Genomic DNA, 17,720 nt, shown 5'->3' on the forward strand with positions numbered 1-17,720 from the left:
GCTAGCAGCCGGAGCGCCTGACGCCAGCCCGCGGGCCACGAGGTCCCTGGGCTATTGCGCCCGGGCCGGGTGACGCGGATATTTCCGGTGTGATCGACGAGCTTTCCCAGACCGGGCTGTTCTCGCTGCTGCCGCCCGACGTGTTCGCTTCGATCCGCAGCGAGATCGCGCTCCTCGGCATCCCCGGCGGACACTGGCTGTTTCGCAAAGGTGACGAAGCCGACGGCCTCTACATCGTGCTGCGCGGTCGCCTGCGTTCGCTGTCGGACGACGGGCGCGTGCTCGGCGAAGTGCACTCGGGCGGCTACGTCGGCGAGATGGCGATGCTGACGGGAGCGCCGCGCTCGGCCAGCGTGGTGGCCGTGCGCGACAGCACGGTCGCGCGGCTGTCACGCAAAGGCTTCGACAAGATGGTCGCTGCGTGTCCGGCCAGCACGATGATGCTCGCCCGTACCGTCGCCGCGCGCGCGCAGTCCAACATCAACGTCGGCCTTCGCACCGATCCGTTCTCCACCGTCTGCCTGTTCACCGACCACACCGACGACGACGCGCTCGGGTTCGAGCGCCGGTTCCTCGCCGAGCTCCGCGGCATCGGTCCGACGGTCGACGTGGGACCGGAATCGCTGCCGAGCTCGCGCTGGAAGACTTCCGGTGGCGACCCGACGACCGAAACGCGCGCATGGCGCCTCATCGACACGACCTCGCGATCCACGATGCATGCGGAAGACGCCGCGTGGTTCGACGCCGTCGAGACCAGCTCACGGTTCGTCGTGTACCGGTGTCATCTCGACAATCCGGAGTGGACCGGACTTTGCCTGCGGCGCGCGGACCTCGTGCTGGTGGCGATTCGCCCGGACCAGGTTGCGTCGGTTGCGTCCGCGGTCGCGGCCACGCCCAAGGGCAACCTTGCCGCGACCGACGTCGTGCTGCTGCAGAAAAGCGAAGCGCTGGTCACTCCGGACCTGCGCGCGACGACGACGTTCCGGCATGTTCATCATGTGCGCTGCGGAAGCGCGCGCGACGTTGCGCGCACCGTCCGGCTGCTGGCCGGACGCGCAACAGGGCTTGCGTTCAGCGGCGGCGGACGGCGCGGAGCGGCGCATCTCGGCGCGCTCCGTGCGGTGCAGGAAAGCGGCATCGCGATCGACCTCGTGGCCGGCACCAGCGCCGGAGCGATCGTCGGCGCGATGGCGGCGCTCGAGATGGACTGGCGCGACGGGCTCCGGCACGTCCACCTGCTCGGGCGAATGCCTGCGTGGCGCGACGTCGGGCCGCCGATCATCGCGCTGCTGAGCGGACGCAGCCTGAGCAGCACGCTCCGCACCATCTTCGGCGACGTCCTGGTCGACGGTACGCCGATTCCGTTCCTTCCCGTCTGCGCGGCGGTCGAATGCGGCGAGGTGTTCGTGCCCGATCGCGGTCCGCTGTGGCTCGCGCTGCGCGCAAGCGCATCGCTGCCCGGGATCTTTCCGCCGGTTCCGTGGCGCCGCCGCCTGCTCATGGACGGAGCGCTCGTCAACAACCTGCCGGCCGACCTGCTGCGGCTTCGCTGTCCGGTCGGACGCGTCATCGCAAGCGACGTCGGCCTGCCGACACTGCGCACCGACTATCCGGAAGATCTTCACTCGACGTCGGGATGGAAGCTGCTGATGACACGCCTGCGCGGCCTCGAACGGCGCGACGAGCGCGCGAGTCTCGTCGATCTGCTGACCGGTGCGGCGTGCGCCGCGAGCACGCGCCATCTCGCGCTCATCCGTGACGGAATCGATTGCTACATCGCGCCGGCGATCGCCGACCACGCAATGCTGTCGCGCCGGCGAGGCCACGATATCGACGTCATGGTCGAACGGGGTTACAACGCCGCACGGCGCGCGCTCGACGAAGGCGGGTTCCGCGGCGAGGAGCTCTCTACTTCGTCGTCCAGATGACTTTGCAGCTCGCGACGGCGCTTCCGTAGTTGCGCTTGATCTGGCTCATGCATCCGGCAACCGCGCCGCCCTCGGCCTGACGCGGATCGCTGCCGCATACGCCCCACGTCACGCCGAAACCCGGAGCCCGCGCGACGGCGCAGTAGCCGCCCGGGCTGGTCGATGCGATTTCCTGGCACGACGTGTTCGACTGCCGGGTCTTCTCGCACGCGCTTTTCGCGCAGTCCCTCGCGGCCGACGGATCGGCGCGCCAGCAGGCACCCCATGCGCCGCCGCCGCGCTTGCCGTCGGTGGCCTCGGTAAAGACTGCCGCGTACGAACCGACGAGCGCCTTGGCCGGCGGCGGCGCGGGCGGCGGCTTGATCGCCGGCGGCGGTTTCCCGGCGCTCGCGATTTCGTCGTCTGCCGCAAGCCGGTCGGCAGCGTCGGCATCGGCCTTCGCGCGCGCGAGCGCTTTCGCGTCCGCGTCGGCTTTCGCCTTGGCAGCCTTCGCGTCGGCGTCTGCTTTGGCCTTCGCTGCCGCTTTGGCATCGGCTTCGGCTTTGGCTTCGCTCGCAGCTTTCGCGTCCGCGGCAGACTTGGCGTCGGCCGCGGCCTTCGCATCCGCGGCAGCTCTGGTTTCAGCCGCAGCCTTCGCTTCGGCGTCGCGCCGTGCTTCCGCGACGGCTTTGGCCTGCGCGTCGGACTTCGCCTGCTCGGCGGCGCGCGTCTCGGCCTCTGCCTTCATCTTCGCATCGATCTCGGCATGGGCCTGCGCGGCGGCCTTCGCATCAGCCTCGGCTTTGCTCTGCGCAGTGAGCTTCGCATCCGGCGCTGGCGGTGCGGGGACTGGTGCGACGCTCGGCGCCGCCGCGGCGGCATCGGCGCGGGCCTTTTCGTCTGCCGCCTTCAGTGCAGCGGCCATCTCCGCTTCGCTGGCGATCCTTTCGGCGTCGGGCTGCGCGACGGCGTCTTCGCGGACGGTCGCGGCGACCTCGCGCGGCCTCGAGGACGGCCGCGCAAACCAGCCTGCCAGCGCGGACAGCAGAACGATCGCGACGCCCGCGTAGACGAACGTCGTCCTGCGCTCGGAATCGGCCGAGCGTTTGCGCGCAGTCGAAGCCGTGACGGCTTCGGAGACGCGCGGGTCCCTCGGCAATGCGGAGGCCGGAACGTGGGCCGGAGGCGGCGGCACGAACACGGTCGCATCGTCGGCTCCGACTTCGCTGCGTGCGGCGGCCGGACGTGACGGTTGATCGACCGCGTGGCGCGCCGGCGGCGCCGCGGGCGGTGACGGAGTCTTGACGACGGTCGAAGCGCGCGCGGCGTCCTCGAACCGCTGGCAGAGCAGGATCGCCGCTTCGTAGTCGGCGAACGACTGCTCGTACGCGCCGCGACCGAACGCGCGCTCGGCCGATTCCATTTTCACTTCGAGATCCGACCACAGGAGTGGCGCGACGTCGGGGTTGCCCTGCAGCCGGGCGCTGCGCAGCGCTTCGTCGAGAAGCTCTTTGGCGTGCTCGGCCTGGCGGCGCTTCGGATCCGCGGCAGCCTCCGCCGCCGATCCCGCGCCGGAAGCGACCGGCTTTGCCGCCGCACCGTCGCTGCCTTTCTGTCCGGCGGCGACTTGTGCGCGACATTCTTCGAGCGATCGGCGGAACAGCTCACCGGCCTGCGTGAACAACTCGTGGGCTTCGCCGAAGAGCTCGCGAACGAATGCGGCAGCTCCGGCCGCGGCCTTTGCCTCCGCCGTCTCCCACGTTGCGGCTGCGCGCGCCGGTGCTCCCTCGGCCTGCGCATCGACGCGGATCGCGGTCATCTGCATGCGCGCCTGCTGCGCCGGCTTTCGCGAACGCCGCTCGTTCTGCAGGGCGGTTTCGGTCTCGCGCGAGAGCTTCTCGAACTCTTCCCTCACCTTTTCCGGCGTCGGGATTTCCTCGACCTGGCGAAGCAGCTCCTGACAGCGCACGTACGCTCGATCGGCGAACTGCCGGCGGATCTCTTCGAACAGCTTGTTCGCCTGCTGGACACGTTCGGCGACCTTGGCTTCCTCGGCAGCGCGGCGCTCCTGTTCGCGACGCTCGCGGGCTGCTTCCTCTGCGGCTGCGTACGCGTCGCTTGCAGCGTCGAACACCAGGAGCGATTCGGAGTAGCGCTCGGCGGCGAACACGCGGTCGGCTTCTGCGAGCCGCGACTCGGCGACGGCCCATTCTTCCGGCGCGAGCTTGAGCGCTTCCTTTCCTTCCGCGAGCTTCCTGGCTTCGAGGACCTGTTCGCGCGCGAGCTCCGCCTGCTGTTTTGCCCGCCGCGAGGCCTCCTGCTCGGACTGGAGAATCTTCGCATTGCGGCGAAGTGTCGTGATCCGTTCCTCGGCGTCGGTCGGTGCCGGAAGATCGGCCGCGCTCTGCACCAGCGCGAGGCATCGCGACGCGTCTTTGGCCTCGAGCGCTCGCGCCGCTTCGTCGAGCAGCTCGATGGATTTCGTGCGGCGGCGCTCGATCTCCTGTGATGCCTGCGCCTGCTCGAGCAGCAGGCGCACGGCTGCGTACTGCGGAATCTGTTCGACCACCGATTCGAGGTCGCGCACGGCATCGTCGAACCGGCGCGCCTCCATCGCCGCTTTTCCGCGCGCGACGACTTCGGCGGCCGCATCGAGCTTGCGGGAGCATTCCTTGAGAGCGTCGAGCCGCTCGCGCGCGGCCTTGATGCGCTGGTTGAGCGCACCGATCTGGGCCGGCGAGTCGGCGATCGCCGCCGGTCCTTCGAACGCGGGCCCGCCGAGCCTCGAGGTTACGGCGGTGTCGGCTTCGCGCACTTCGGCAACGAGCGCGGCAAGCTCGCCGCGCAGCCGCTGCGACTCTTCATGCAGACGCCGCTGCACCTGCTCGAGGTCGCTGCGCATCGCACGGAGGTCGGCGTAGCGCTCCTCCGGCGCCTTGCTCATGCCGCGCTCGACGACCGTCGCGAGCTCGGGAGGAATCAATGGATCGAGCTCGGTAAGTTTCGGCGGGCTTTCGGTGCGCAGCTGCTCGAGAAGATGGATCGGGTCTTCTCCGAGATATGGCGGACGGAAGCTGAGCATCTCGTAGAAGACTGCCGACAGGGAGAACTGGTCGGACCGTTCGTCGGCCCGACCGCGGACCTGTTCCGGCGACATGTAGCGCAGCGTGCCCATGATCAGGCCGGTACGCGTCATCGACGACGACGTCGCCATCTTGGCGATGCCGAAGTCGATGATCTTCACCGGCCCGGTACGCTGGAAGAAAATGTTTCCGGGCTTGATGTCGCGGTGGATCACGCCTTTTTCGTGCGCGTATCCGAGCGCATCGCAGAGCTGGATCATCAGCGAGACTTTCTCTTCGATCGGAAGCTCGGAGTGATCGGCGATCAGCCGCTTGAGCTCCTGGCCCTCGAGAAGCTCCATGACGATGTACAGCCGGTCGTCCTCTTCGCCCGAGTCGTAGATCGTGACGATGTTCGGATGGCTGAGGCCCGCGCACGACTGGGCTTCGGCAAAAAACCGCGTGCGCAGATCGTCGGTGAGCTCGACTTCCGGAGAGATGACCTTGAGCGCGACCATGCGGTTGAGCCGCGTGTCGCGTGCCTTGTAGACGGTTCCCATCCCGCCGCGGCCGATGCGCTCGACAATCTCGTATTTTCCGATCCGGTCTGGCATCGCGTGTCGGTTCTCTTCGGTGCGGATCGCCTCAGGCGCTGTAGCGGACGAGGATCGCGCTGATGTTGTCGCGGCCGCCGGCTTCGTTGGCTGCTGCGATCAGCTGCTGGCAAGCGGCGTTCAGGTCGCTCGCGTTCGAGGTGACGATGGCAAGGATCTGCTCATCGCTCAGCATGTTGGTCAGGCCGTCCGAGCACAGCAGCAGGATGTCGCCGTCGGCGAGCTCCTGCGTATTCACGTCGAAGTCGACGTCGTCCTGCGCGCCGAGCGCCTTGGTCAGCACGTGCTTCATGTTGACGGCGACGGTCACGTCGACCTTGTCGGCTCCCCACGGAAGGTTTGCCCAGGAGTCGTCGCGGCTGAGCTGTGTGATGGTTCCCTGGTGAAGCAGATAGAGCCGGCTGTCGCCGACATTGGCGTACGTGACGTACGGCCGGTTCGGTGCGATCAGTGCGACCGTGGCCGTCGTTCCCATGCCCGTGTAGTCGTCGGAAGAGGCCGCCTTGCGTGAAACGGCCCTGTTGGCGAGCTTGATCGCCGTGCGAAGCCGGTTGGCTTCCAGCGAGGAGCGGGTCTGGAACCCGTACGGCCACGTGATCTCGTCGTCCTCGTTCGACCTGCCGATGAAGCGGGCAATGCTCTCGAGAGCAAGCTGCGAGGCGACTTCCCCGGCTTTGTGTCCGCCCATTCCGTCGCAGACGACGAACAGGTTCTCGTCGACCAGGATGGAGTCCTCGTTGAGACTGCGTCGTTTGCCGACGTCGGTCAGGCCATAGGCAGCGATCATCAGGCGGTTCCTCCACACCGCGTAGCTGGCGGCGTCATCTGGCGTCCCCGAGGGCTTGCCGCCACTCGAACCCGGCCGATCCCATCCTCCGCGCCGGTCCGGACCGACGTCCTTCGGTCTCGACATCGCCGCGCCCTGCGCGGTTTCGCGGAACCGCAGAAGGTTACCACGCGGCCTGCACCGACAGAAGGGCGCCAGCCTTGCCGCGCGGCTCTCCGTGAGGAACGGGAACGGGGTCCTCTTGCCACGGCTCGCGTTCGCTGAACAGATCAGGGCGAACCTGGGTATCACGGATGCGAATCGTCGCCGCGGGCAGCACCGAGGCCGGAAACGGCAACAAGCCGAACGAGGATTACCTCGTTCTGGATCCCGCGCTGTCGCTCTACGTCGTCTGCGACGGAATCGGCGGCAAGGCTGCCGGCGAAGTGGCTGCGAAGGCCGCTGCGGAAGCGGCGCGGCAGTACGTGATCGAGCACCGCAATCTGCTCGAATGTGTCGACGGGAGTGCTTCGTCACGCGACGGGCTGCTGCGACTGGTCGACGAAGCCATCCAGTTCGCATGTCGTGAAGTCTTCCGCATCGCGACGTCCGACGCCGGACGCGCAGGCATGGGCACGACGCTGACCATGGTGCTCGTCGCCAGCGACTTCGGCGTGATGGGCCACGTCGGAGACTCGAGACTGTACCTGCACCGCGCCGGCCGCACCGATCAGCTGTCCGAAGATCACACCTACGCTGCCGAAGCGGTCAACCGCGGGCTGATGACGCTCGAGGAAGCCATGAGCGGTCCCTATGCGAAGGTGATCACCCGCGCCGTCGGCAACCAGTCGAGCGTACGCGCGGACACGCTGATCTTCGACATCCTGCCGGGCGATACGCTGCTGCTGTGTTCGCGCGGCATCCATCGGAACATCGGCGAAACGACCGGCCTCGCGGGGCTTCTCGGTGCAGACGACATCGAAAAGATTCCTTCGAAGCTTCGCGAGCAGGCGCGCACCGACGGATCGAAAAGCGACGCGACCTCCATCGTGCTGCGCGCGATCTCCGGTGAAGACGAGATCGTTCGCGACAGCGGTCGCGCAACCCAGGTGAACCTGAGGATCGACACGCTCCGGCGCGTCGTGATCTTCCGCCACCTCGACATGCGGGAAGTCTGCAAGGTGCTCAACGTGGTCCGGACCGAGGAAATCGAAGCCGGCAGGACCGTCATCCGCGAAGGCGAGCGAAGCGACGCGCTCTACGCGATCCTGCACGGCACGCTGCGCGTCGAGCGCGACGGGCACCTCGTGCGCACGATGACCGCCGGGGATCACTTCGGGGAGATGGCGCTGTTCAACAACAGGCCGCGCTCGGCCACCGTCCACGCGCAGACCGGGTGCGGGCTGCTCATGATGGAGCTGGCGCGCTTCCATGAGCTGCTTCGAACCGAGCCGGCGCTGTCGGTGAAGTTGTTGTGGTGTTTTGCGCAGGTTCTTTCGCTGCGTCTCGACGACGTGACCGGGATGCTCTACGACGATGCCGACGGACCTTCGGATGTTGCCGAGGAGCTGAGGCACGCGCCGTTTCCGGTCTGCGGGTAGAGCGGGCTCGCCGATCTCACGATCCCGTTTGTTCGCGGCCGTTCGTCAGTTCGCCGGTACGGTGAGCTCCGCCCTTATCTGTGCCTGCTCGTAGTAGTCGCTGGCCGCGCGTTCGGCCTCGATCGCCTTGGAAAAATTCTTCTCGCGCGCCAGCCGCAGCGCTTCGGTCTGCCGGGCGGATCCCTTGCCGAACAACTCCGCCGCGAACCGTTCCGCTCCTGAAGCGATCGCTTCCCGACGCCGCGCGCTGGTTTCGTCCATCGCTTCTTCGAGCTCCTGCTCGAGGGCAGCGACTTTCGTTGCGGCGGTCTTTGCGGCGGATCGGTAGTCGCTGGTCGCGCTGTCGAAGAATCTGGTCGCGCCCGGGAAATCCGACCGTTCGAGCGCAGCTGCCGCGAGAGCCTCGCTGCGGGCAGCTCTCGCGAACAGATCCCCGGCATGGATGTCGGCCTCGAGGCGGGATGCCTGCGAACGCGCGCTCAGCATGGCAGCCCGCGAGCTGCCGGCCTGGGCTTCGGCGCGAGCCTTCGCATTCTCGAGCTTCTTCGCCGCAGCTGCTTCGGCTTCGGCCTTCTTTGCGGCTTGCTCACGGGCAGCGGCGGCTTTTTCCGAAGCGAGCTTTGCGTCTGCGCTCGCCCTCGCGTCCGCAGCGGCTTTGGCTTCTGCAGCGGCTTTGGCTTCTGCAGCGGCTTTGGCTTCCGCAGCGGCTTTGGCGTCTGCAATTTCCTTGGCTTCTGCAGCTGCCTTGGCTTCTGCAATTGCCTTGGCCTCCGCAGCCGCGTTGGCATCAGCAATTGCCTTGGCCTCTGCGGCTGCCTTCGCTTGTGCGGCTGCATCGGCTTCGGCCGCTGCTTTCGCTTCTGCAGCTGCTCTCGCTTCCGCAGCTGCTTTCGCTTCTGCGGCCGCTCGCGCTGCGTCCGCTTCGCGTTCGGCGGCGCCGGCATCTGCCGGCTTCGGAGGCTCGGGCGTCTCGATCGGGCGAGCGGCGGGAACTCCGTCCGGAACGGTGCGCCGACCCGAAATCGCGAGAACGACGACGATCGCGGCCGAAGTCGCCGCGAGTGCGAATCCCCATCGTCTCCACGATGTCGATGCAAGGAACCCTCTCGCCCGCAGCAGAGCACGCGCCATCGCAAGCGGCGGCGAGCGGGGCGGAACGGCCGCTGCCCGCGCCTGTTTCGTCGCCCGGGCCACCGCGCGCAACTCTTCGAGCTCTGCAGCAAGCCCGTCAGGCGGAGGCAGCTCCGCGGCCTGTTCGATGATGCTCAGGCACAGCGACGCATCACCTTCGGCAAGGCATGCGCGCGCGTCGTCGATCAGCTTCCGCGCCAGGTTGTCGCGACGATCGTTCTCGGCCCCACTCGCCAGTTGCCGCTGGACGTCCTCGAGCTCCTTGCGCATGTGGGCGAGGTCCGGATAGCGGTCGGACGCTTCGCGCCTCATCGCACGTTCGACGATCGCAGCGAGCTGTTGCGGGACCGCCGGATTGAGCTCGCGAATCGGCTGAACGCTCTCCGAGCGAAGCTGCTCGAGCAGCTCGATCGGATCGTCGCCGGGATACGGAGGTCGCAGCGTCAGCATTTCGTAGCAGACCGCGCCGACCGAATACTGGTCGGAACGCGCATCGGCCTGTCCGCGAATCTGCTCGGGCGACATGTACTTGATCGTGCCCATGATCAGGCCGGTTCGCGTCGCCGAAGCGGACACGGCCATCTTCGCGATGCCGAAATCGATGATCTTGACCGACCGGTCGCCGAGGACGATGACGTTTCCCGGCTTGATGTCGCGATGAACGATGCCCTGCGCGTGCGCGTAGTGAAACGCATCGCAGAGCTGGATCATGATCGAGACTTTCTCGTCGAGATCGAGCTTGGCGCCGTCGGCCAGCAGGCGGGCGAGCTCCTGTCCGTCGAGGAGCTCCATGACGATGAAGACGCGCTCGCCCTCTTCGCCGACGTCGTAAATCGTGACGATGTTCTGGTGCCGCAGGCCGGCGCACGCCTGCGCCTCCGACATGAAGCGGACGCGAAGATCCTCGGTGATCTCGATGTCGGGCGAGATGACCTTGATTGCGACGTGCCGGTTCAGTCGCGTATCGCGCGCCCGGTAGACGGTGCCCATTCCGCCTCGGCCAATGCGCTCGAGGATCTCGTATTTGCCGATTTTTTCTGCAGCGACGGGGTCGGTACCGGTCGACTCAGCCATGGTCCGTCATCCGGTGTAGTGAACGAGGATCGCGCTGATGTTGTCGCGCCCGCCCGCAGCGTTCGCGGCAGCGATCAGATCGCGGCCTGCCACCTGCAGATCGGGGGTTTTCTTCGCGACGATCGTGAGGATCTCACGATCGGTCAACATGCTGGTCAGCCCGTCCGAACACAGCAGAAGGACATCTCCGCTGACCAGGTCGTGATCCTTGACGTCGAAGTCGAGCTCTTCGTGGGTTCCGAGCGCCTTGGTCAGAACGTGCTGCAGCGAGCCGGCTGTCGCGGTGTCCGCCCCATCCGGGCCGAACGCGGCGTTTGCCCAGGAATCGTCGCGGCTGAGCTGGGAGATCGAACCCGAACGAATCAGGTAGATGCGGCTGTCGCCGACGTTGGCATACGTGATCCGGGAGCATCTCTCGTCGACGTAGACTGCGGCAACGGTCGTTCCCATCCCCGCATGGACTACGGAGGCGCCGGCGAGCTTGCGAATCGCGCCGTTGGCGAGCCGGATCGCCGTCTTCAGGCATTCGTGCCGCGCGGCACCGTCGGTGTGACCGTCGATTCCTCTGGCCGTCTCGCTTTCGATGGTGTCGACGGCGAGGCGGGATGCGACTTCGCCGGCTTTGCGGCCGCCCATCCCGTCACAGACGAGAAACAGGCTCGCCGACGTCAGGATCGTATCTTCGTTCTGTTTCCGCTGGCGACCGACGTCGCTCAGCCCGTAGTACGAGATCATCCCGGACAATCTCCGCTCACGCGCCGAGGTTATGCGGCAAGGTTGCGCTCCAGGCAACCCCGTTGAATTCGCCGCACGCCGCGGATGACGACACCGGTCGTGACGACCGGGACCGCGAATTTCCGCTGACGCAGCGCGATCGGGGCGCTACGGAGAGCACGTCAACGTAACAACCTGTCCGACGGCCGCGCGCAGGATCTTCAGCGCATCGGTGGTCGTGATCTTCCCGTTGGCGTCGGTGTCGCACACCTTCACGCTGCACGTCACCTGCGCGACGGCAGCTTTCAGCGTGAACAACGCATCGCTGGTCTTCGGCAGCGCACCGGTCGAGTTGGTCGGTCTGCCGCACGGGATCTTCACGCACGCAACGCCGCAGTCTTCGCCCGGCGTGAACAGCGAGTTTCCGTCGTCACACTGCTCGCCGGCAGCAACGACTCCGTCTCCGCAGGTTCCCGTACCGGCATCGATCCGGTCCGGGTACGCGGCTCCTGCGCGTGTCAACGCGTCGAGCCCCTCGTCGGGAGCTCCGATCGCCGCTTCGTCTGCATCGACCGCGACGGCAAACGCGAACTTGCTGAGCACCGGAGGCAGGCCCTCGGGCGGCACGATCTCGCGCGTCGAGAGCCATTTACCGGATTCGAATCGCGGGAACGCCTGCCGATTGGCGACCGCTCCGCTTTCCGAGCTTTCGAACAGATACGCCGCCACACCCGGCGCTCCGACGAGAATGCGGTCGCCGCTGATATCGAGTGAAGCGCCGAAGCCATCGCCCTCGGCCGCGTTCTCGAATCGGAGAAGCTGCGCGGTGATCTCCCACTGCGAGTTGCTGCGTTCGATCACGTAGGCAGCACCCGCATCGTTCGCTGCGGTGTTGTCGTATGGCGCTCCGATCACGCCGGTATCACCGTCTACTCCGACGGCCGCGCCAAAACAGGCTCCACCGCCCGACTCCGCCGGTTCGGTTATCGTATCTTCGAGCGGCCACGCGCCGGCATTGCGGCGATAGGCGTAGACGGCGCCTTGCGCATCGCAACCGGAATCCGCCGTTTTGCCGGGTGCTCCGACGAGAATTTCACTGCCGGAAACATCCACACTGCGACCGAACCGGACGCCGCTCACCGGAGCATCCAGCCTCGCCGCCAGGTTCCACTGCGCTGCTTCGCGTTCGAACACCAGAGCGCAGTTGCCCGCCGGAGCACCGAGAACGATCGTGTCGCCGCTGATCGCCACGTCGCTGCCGAGCGCGGTGCACGTGCCGGTCGGATCCAGCAGCTTCTGCTGAAAGGTCCACGACTCCCCGATCCGCACGAACACCGATGCGCTTCCGAAGGAGCTCGTGCCGCCCACCGGTACGACATCGAACGGCGCGCCGACGACGATCGTGCTGGCGTCGACGTCGACCGATGCTCCGAAATCGAGGTCGCCGGTGGCATGCACGGAGTCCTGGAACGGCAACGCGACCGGAGTGGACTGGGTCTGCTCGACGAATCCATCACCCGACGGCACGAAAACGTGGACTCGACCCGAGCTGGAGCTTTCCGGGGCCGGTGCTCCGATCACCAGATACTCGTGGCTGAGCGCCATCGAAGCGCCGAACTCATCGCCGGCAAGCTGCTCCGCTGGTGCGATCGGACACGCAACCAGCGTGCCGCCGCTGAGATCGCCGCACGAGCCGATGTCTCCGCCGATCACGCTGCCGTGGACGACGGTCTGCTCGTCCGAGACCGTGGACACGCCTTCGCCGGTCACCGTCGATTCATTGACGATCAGCGAGCCTTTGATCGCGGTCAGCACCTTGACCGTAAGCTCCACGATCTGGCTTCCGCCTCCCGGGATGGAAACGAACGTCCAGCTGACGCGGTGGCCCGCATCGCACGTCGATTCGCAGACGCCGCCGACGAACGTTTTCCCGTCGGTGAACGAAGGAATCACGGTCTCGAGCTTCACGTTCTGGATCGGAAGGACGTTGCGATTGCGGATCGTGTACCGGTAGACGATCGTGTCTCCGGTAATCACAGCGTCGGGAGTCGCGTCGGTCTCCAGCTGCAGCGCAGCTTCCGTGGACTCGCTCGTCGTTTCCCCGGCAGTCGCGGACCGCAGCACTCCTCCGATCGTGCCGGTCGCGATTGCCGAAGCGGAGTGCAACGTGCCGGGAGCACTGCCGTCCGGCGGAAGGGCGAGGAACGTTCGCCTCGTCGCGGTGCCCGGGGCCAGGGTCGCGATCGGCCACGTGACCATTGGCACGGCGCCGCCGGTGATCTCGCCGCCGTGACTTGCCGAAAGGATCTGCGCGCCCTCCGGCGCGAATCCGCGCACCGAAAGGTTGTCGGCAAAACCGACGAGATCCGACTGATGGCTCACGGTCACCGTGTAACGGATTGCGCCGTCGGCTTCGGTCGACGGATCGAAATCGTCGTTGAGGGCGATCTCGAGATCCGGTGCGGCCTCGACCACCGTCACCTGCTCGTCGGTGATCGTGGAAACGTCGGTTCCGGTAATCGTGGCCCGGTTGCGCAGAATGGTGCCGTTGGCCGTGGAAAGAACCGTGACGACCATCCACACGGTACGGCTCTGCCCTGCCGGAATTGCCCCCAATGACCACGTGACACGGTTGCCCGCGTTGCACGTGCTGGCGCAGCTGCCGCCGCTGCTGATCCGCAGTCCGTCGGTGCTCCTCGGAATGATGGTTTCGAGCACCACGTTCTGGATCTCGAGGTCGCGGACATTGCTGACCGTGTAGCGGTACTCGAGCCGCGCGCCAACCCGGACCGGATCCGGATTGGCTTCGGTCTGCAGCCGCAGCGCCGGGCTCGCGGCCACGCTGGTCGTCTCTTCCGCAACCGCAGTCCGCTCGATCGTATTGATCGTGCCGGTCGCCGTTGCCGATGCGGCAAGCAGGGAGCCGGCCGGCGCGCCGCCCTCGGGTTTGACCCGAAACGACCTACGCATCGACGTGCCGGGTTTCAGCGTACCGATCGGCCACGAAACAACCGGAGCAATGCCATCGGTGACGACGCCGTTGTCGCTGACCGACACGATCTCCGAGCCGTCCGGAGCGAACGCACGAAGTGAAGTCGCGTCCGACGATTCCACGGAAGCGGACTGATGACTGACCGTCACGGTGTAGCTCAGCTCGCCCGCCGCGCCGGCCGACGGATCGAAGTTCTCGCTCATGGCCACGCCGAGATTCGGCTCGGACTCGACGACGACGGTCTGCTCGTCGGTGACGGTGGTGACCTCGCTGCCCGAGACCGTGATCTGGTTGCGAAGCAGCGTTCCTTTCGCGGTAGCCAGGACTCTGACGACCATCCAGAACGTGCGGGTCTGGTGAGCCGGCAGCGACGCGAGCAACCACGTGACCCGATGGCCTGCGTCGCAGGTCGATTCGCAGACGGATCCCGCGCTCAGCGTGACTCCGTCCGTCCTCGTCGGGATCACGGTTTCCAGCCTCACGTTGAGGATGTCGAGATCCGTGGTGTTGCCGACGGTGTATCGAAATTCGACTGTGCCGTTGACCGAAACCGGGTCCGGGCTCGCCTCGGTCTGGATCCGCAGCGACGGCTGCGACGACACGGTCGTCGTTTCCTCCGCGGCAGCCTCTCTTGGCGCGCCGGAGATGATGCCACTGGCACCGGCCACGGCAGTGAGGAGATCTCCGTCGACGAGGCCTGCTTCGGGAGCGATGCGGAACGTTCGCCGAACGGCGTTTCCAGGTTTGAGCGAGCCGATCGGCCACGAAACGGACGGCGTCGATCCGTCTGTAATCTCATTGTCGTCGCTGGCGGCAACGATCACCGCACCGTCGGGTGCAAATGCATGAAGCTCGGTTGCATCCGACGACACCACGGCGTCGGACTGGTGGCTCAGCGTGACCGAATACGTCAGTTGACCGTCGTCTCTGGCGGACGCATCGAAATCCTCCTTCAACGCCACGTTGAGCTGCGGCACGGTTTCGACGGCGACCGTCTGCTCGTCCGTCACGGTGGAGACGCCCTGCCCGCTGAGGATCACCTGATTGTTGATCAGCGTACCTCTCGGCGTGGTGGACAGGATCGTCACGATCATCCAGAGCGTGCGACTTTGATGGGGAGGGATCTTGTCGAGAGCCCACGACACGCGATTGCCGGCGTTGCAGGTGGAAGCGCAGGTTCCCCCGGCGCTGATGCGCAGGCCGTCGGTAAAGCTCGGAATGACCGTGTCGAGCTTGACCAGTTGTACGTCGAGGTCGGTAACGTTCGTGATCGTGTAGCGGAACTCGAGCTGCCCCAGGGTCGCCACCGGGTCCGGATTGGCTTCGATCTGCACACGAAGGGCCGGAGCTGTTGATATGCTCGTCGTCTCGTCCGCACTGGCCGATCTCTGGACGCCGGCGATCGTCCCGGTGGCACCGGCGCTCGCGCTGAGCAGCGTGCCGCCGGCAAGCCCCGGGGCCGGCGCGATCCGGAACGAGCGCCGAGTCGCGAAACCCGGTTTCAGGCTGGCGATCGACCACGAGACCATCGGCGAGTTTCCGCCGGTGATCAGGCCGTTGTCGCTCGCTTCGAGGATGGTCGCTCCGTTTGGAGCGAATGCATGCAGGTCGGTCTGGTCGGCGGATCCGACGAGATCCGACTGCTGACTCAAAGTGACGCCATAGATGATCTCTCCGCCGGAATCGGCCGGCGGATCGAAGTCGTCCTGGATCGACACGTTCAGCTGCGGTGTCGCTTCGACGACGACGCTTCGGTCGGCGGTCTGCGTCGACACGCCCGTGCCGCTGGCCGTGACGTGATTCGTGATCGACGTTCCGGTCGGCGTCGAGAGCACCGTGACGATCAATCGCAGCACGCGAGACTGACCGAAGGGAATCGTCCCGACGGACCAGGTGGCTTTGTCGCCGGCGTCGCAGGTCGAGACACACGTCGATGGAAGACTCAGCGTGGCTCCGTCGGTGTGCTCCGGAATCACGGTATCCACGACGACCGCCGGAATATCGGAATTCCCGGTGTTGCTGACGATGTAGCGATATTCGATGCGCCCGCCGCTCACGACCGGATCCGGAGAGGCCTCGATACTGAGCTGCAGCGCAGCGCTGCACGGGATTGCCGAGGAGGCCAGTATGAGCGCCGACATCAGCGGGCTCGCCGCCACGACGCGCAACGACCGCGACGGCCGGCACCGCGATCCCGGAAGATCGACTTGCAGCGGCACGTGGCCGCCGACCCGAGTACTGCTTGATTTCATACGAGGCTTCTCCGCATGACGTGTTGACCGACAAGTCCGAAGCGCACTGCGAGCATGCGTGCCCTGCAGAGCTCGCTTCCAGAGACAGCAGTTGTTCGAGGACGCGCAGACTTGATGGCGGCGACGCACCTGAATCAAACCTGAGATGTGGCCTTCGACACGCGCCGCTGGCTTTATCGGCGCATTTTGTCGGGCAAAGATTCAAACAGCGCAGAGCGCCAGGCTTGACCCTGCTGCGACCAGCATGGTATCGGCGCGTCCGTCGCGGAGTGAGTCGCGTCGCTTCAGAACCGGGGTTTCCTGGCTGCTCGCGCGACTCCACGCACCTTCGAATTCACCGAAAGGGGATCCAACAATGAAAAAGGCACGGGTTCTGATGCCGATCATATCGGCTCTGGTCTTGGCAAACGTCACCGCCGCTCGCGCAGGCGCCTATGGCGAGACAGGAACGGCCGAGGAGACGCCGCACGCTGCGCCGCCTGCCTCGCTGGTCGCCGACGAGGAGGAAGAAGGCTGGACGTTCGTCATCACGCCGCAGCTCTGGGCGCCGCACATCGACAGCGGCGGCTTTGCCGGTAACTCGAACCTGCAGACGGTTTCCAACGTGCTTGCCGCCAACGGCATTTCGGATGGACGCTTCAAGGGCGCGAACAGCGAGGCCGTCGACGACCTGGATCTTCAGTGGGGATTCCAGCTCGGAGCGAAGAAGGGCCGGTGGGCGATCGGATTGAGCTATCAGAGCTCCGACTTCGAGACCCGGACCGACATGGTCTACCACGGCACGGGGTTCTCGGATCCGAACGTCGGCTCGCTGTCACCGGGAGAGGTCGCCGCGCAGGAATTCGTCAACACGTCGCGCACCGACGTCGACTTTGCCATGAGCTACACGTTCCCGGACGTGGTGCCGAACAGGCTCGATCTTGCGGCGGGGCTCGGGCTCAAGATGATCTACGCGGATTCGGTCCGCTACTACTCGAACCTCAACCAGTTCGTCGCAACGGTCAATGCAATCCCGCCGCCGGGCCTCTACGACATCTGCCACGGTGGAAAGACCTGCGACGACGGCACCGGCGTTCCGGGCGCCGGAGAGAAATTCGACCAGCGCGTCAAATCCACCACGTGGATGTACGGCGCGACGATCCCGCTGACCGCAGTGCTGCATCTGACGGAAGATGCCAAGTGGCTGCTTCCCATCAGCGTCGCACCGTTCCTCGGCGCGGAGACACGCGACGACCACCACGTGATCTACAAGGTGAACCATGATGCCGCCGGCTTCGCGACGACCGTCGACCGGCAGGACGGCACGTTCTTCGCGTACGGCGTGACGGCCGACGCAAGGCTTTCATGGGCGCTGTCCGATTCGCTTTCGGCCTATCTCGGCATGCGCGTGCAGTACATGAACGGTGACAGCCCGAACAGCGACGCGTATCTTGCGTATGGTCCGCTTCTCGGCATCTCCGCCAGCTTCCACGCGGGCTGATCCGGCAGGACGAGGGGAATCGTCGCAGCTGCGGCGATTCCTCTCGCTTTCCCATCGCATGCGAACCGTTGCTTTCGCGTTGCTCGTCTCAGTCGCGGCAGTCTGCTGGGGATGTGCGCCGCGACAG

At 66.2% G+C, this 17,720-nt stretch carries 8 protein-coding genes; 3 read left to right on the plus strand and 5 right to left on the minus strand.

Annotated elements, in window-relative coordinates; all coding sequences use genetic code 11:
- The first annotated feature begins 89 nt into the window (after positions 1-89).
- Entirely contained in the window at positions 90-1,928 is a 1,839-nt protein-coding gene (locus VN634_00830) for a patatin-like phospholipase family protein (GenBank protein HXC49400.1), read from the plus strand.
- Here the strand turns inward: VN634_00830 and VN634_00835 are convergent.
- Positions 1,909-5,583, minus strand: coding sequence for a protein kinase (locus VN634_00835; GenBank protein ID HXC49401.1), 3,675 nt, complete (start codon positions 5,581-5,583; stop codon positions 1,909-1,911). The genes VN634_00830 and VN634_00835 overlap by 20 nt on opposite strands.
- 31 nt (positions 5,584-5,614) lie before the next feature.
- Entirely contained in the window at positions 5,615-6,370 is a 756-nt protein-coding gene (locus tag VN634_00840) for a PP2C family serine/threonine-protein phosphatase (protein HXC49402.1), read from the minus strand.
- Positions 6,371-6,663: 293 nt separating this feature from the next.
- On the opposite strand from VN634_00840, the gene VN634_00845 reads away from it, so the two are divergent.
- The gene (locus VN634_00845; GenBank protein HXC49403.1) at positions 6,664-7,950 is read left to right on the plus strand and encodes a cyclic nucleotide-binding domain-containing protein; all 1,287 of its coding nucleotides are present in this window, start codon (positions 6,664-6,666) and stop codon (positions 7,948-7,950) included.
- Positions 7,951-7,995: 45 nt separating this feature from the next.
- Here VN634_00845 and VN634_00850 read toward each other — a convergent pair whose 3' ends face one another.
- The 3 genes from VN634_00850 to VN634_00860 all read right to left on the minus strand — a co-directional run bounded on the left by VN634_00850 (position 7,996) and on the right by VN634_00860 (position 16,113).
- Positions 7,996-10,155: a serine/threonine-protein kinase gene (locus VN634_00850; protein ID HXC49404.1), complete on the minus strand. Its 2,160-nt coding sequence runs from the start codon at positions 10,153-10,155 to the stop codon at positions 7,996-7,998.
- A 6-nt stretch (positions 10,156-10,161) separates the two neighbouring features.
- On the minus strand, positions 10,162-10,890 hold the full coding sequence (locus VN634_00855) for a protein phosphatase 2C domain-containing protein (GenBank protein ID HXC49405.1): 729 nt from the start codon (positions 10,888-10,890) through the stop codon (positions 10,162-10,164).
- Positions 10,891-11,037: 147 nt separating this feature from the next.
- Positions 11,038-16,113: a hypothetical protein gene (locus VN634_00860; protein ID HXC49406.1), complete on the minus strand. Its 5,076-nt coding sequence runs from the start codon at positions 16,111-16,113 to the stop codon at positions 11,038-11,040.
- 400 nt (positions 16,114-16,513) lie between these two features.
- Here VN634_00860 and VN634_00865 point away from each other — a divergent pair, with 400 nt between their 5' ends.
- On the plus strand, positions 16,514-17,593 hold the full coding sequence (locus tag VN634_00865; GenBank protein HXC49407.1) for a hypothetical protein: 1,080 nt from the start codon (positions 16,514-16,516) through the stop codon (positions 17,591-17,593).
- The last annotated feature ends 127 nt before the right edge of the window (positions 17,594-17,720 follow it).

The sequence above is a fragment of the Candidatus Limnocylindrales bacterium genome (assembly GCA_035571835.1).
In the GTDB taxonomy this organism is placed as follows: domain Bacteria; phylum Desulfobacterota; class Binatia; order UBA1149; family CAITLU01; genus DATNBU01.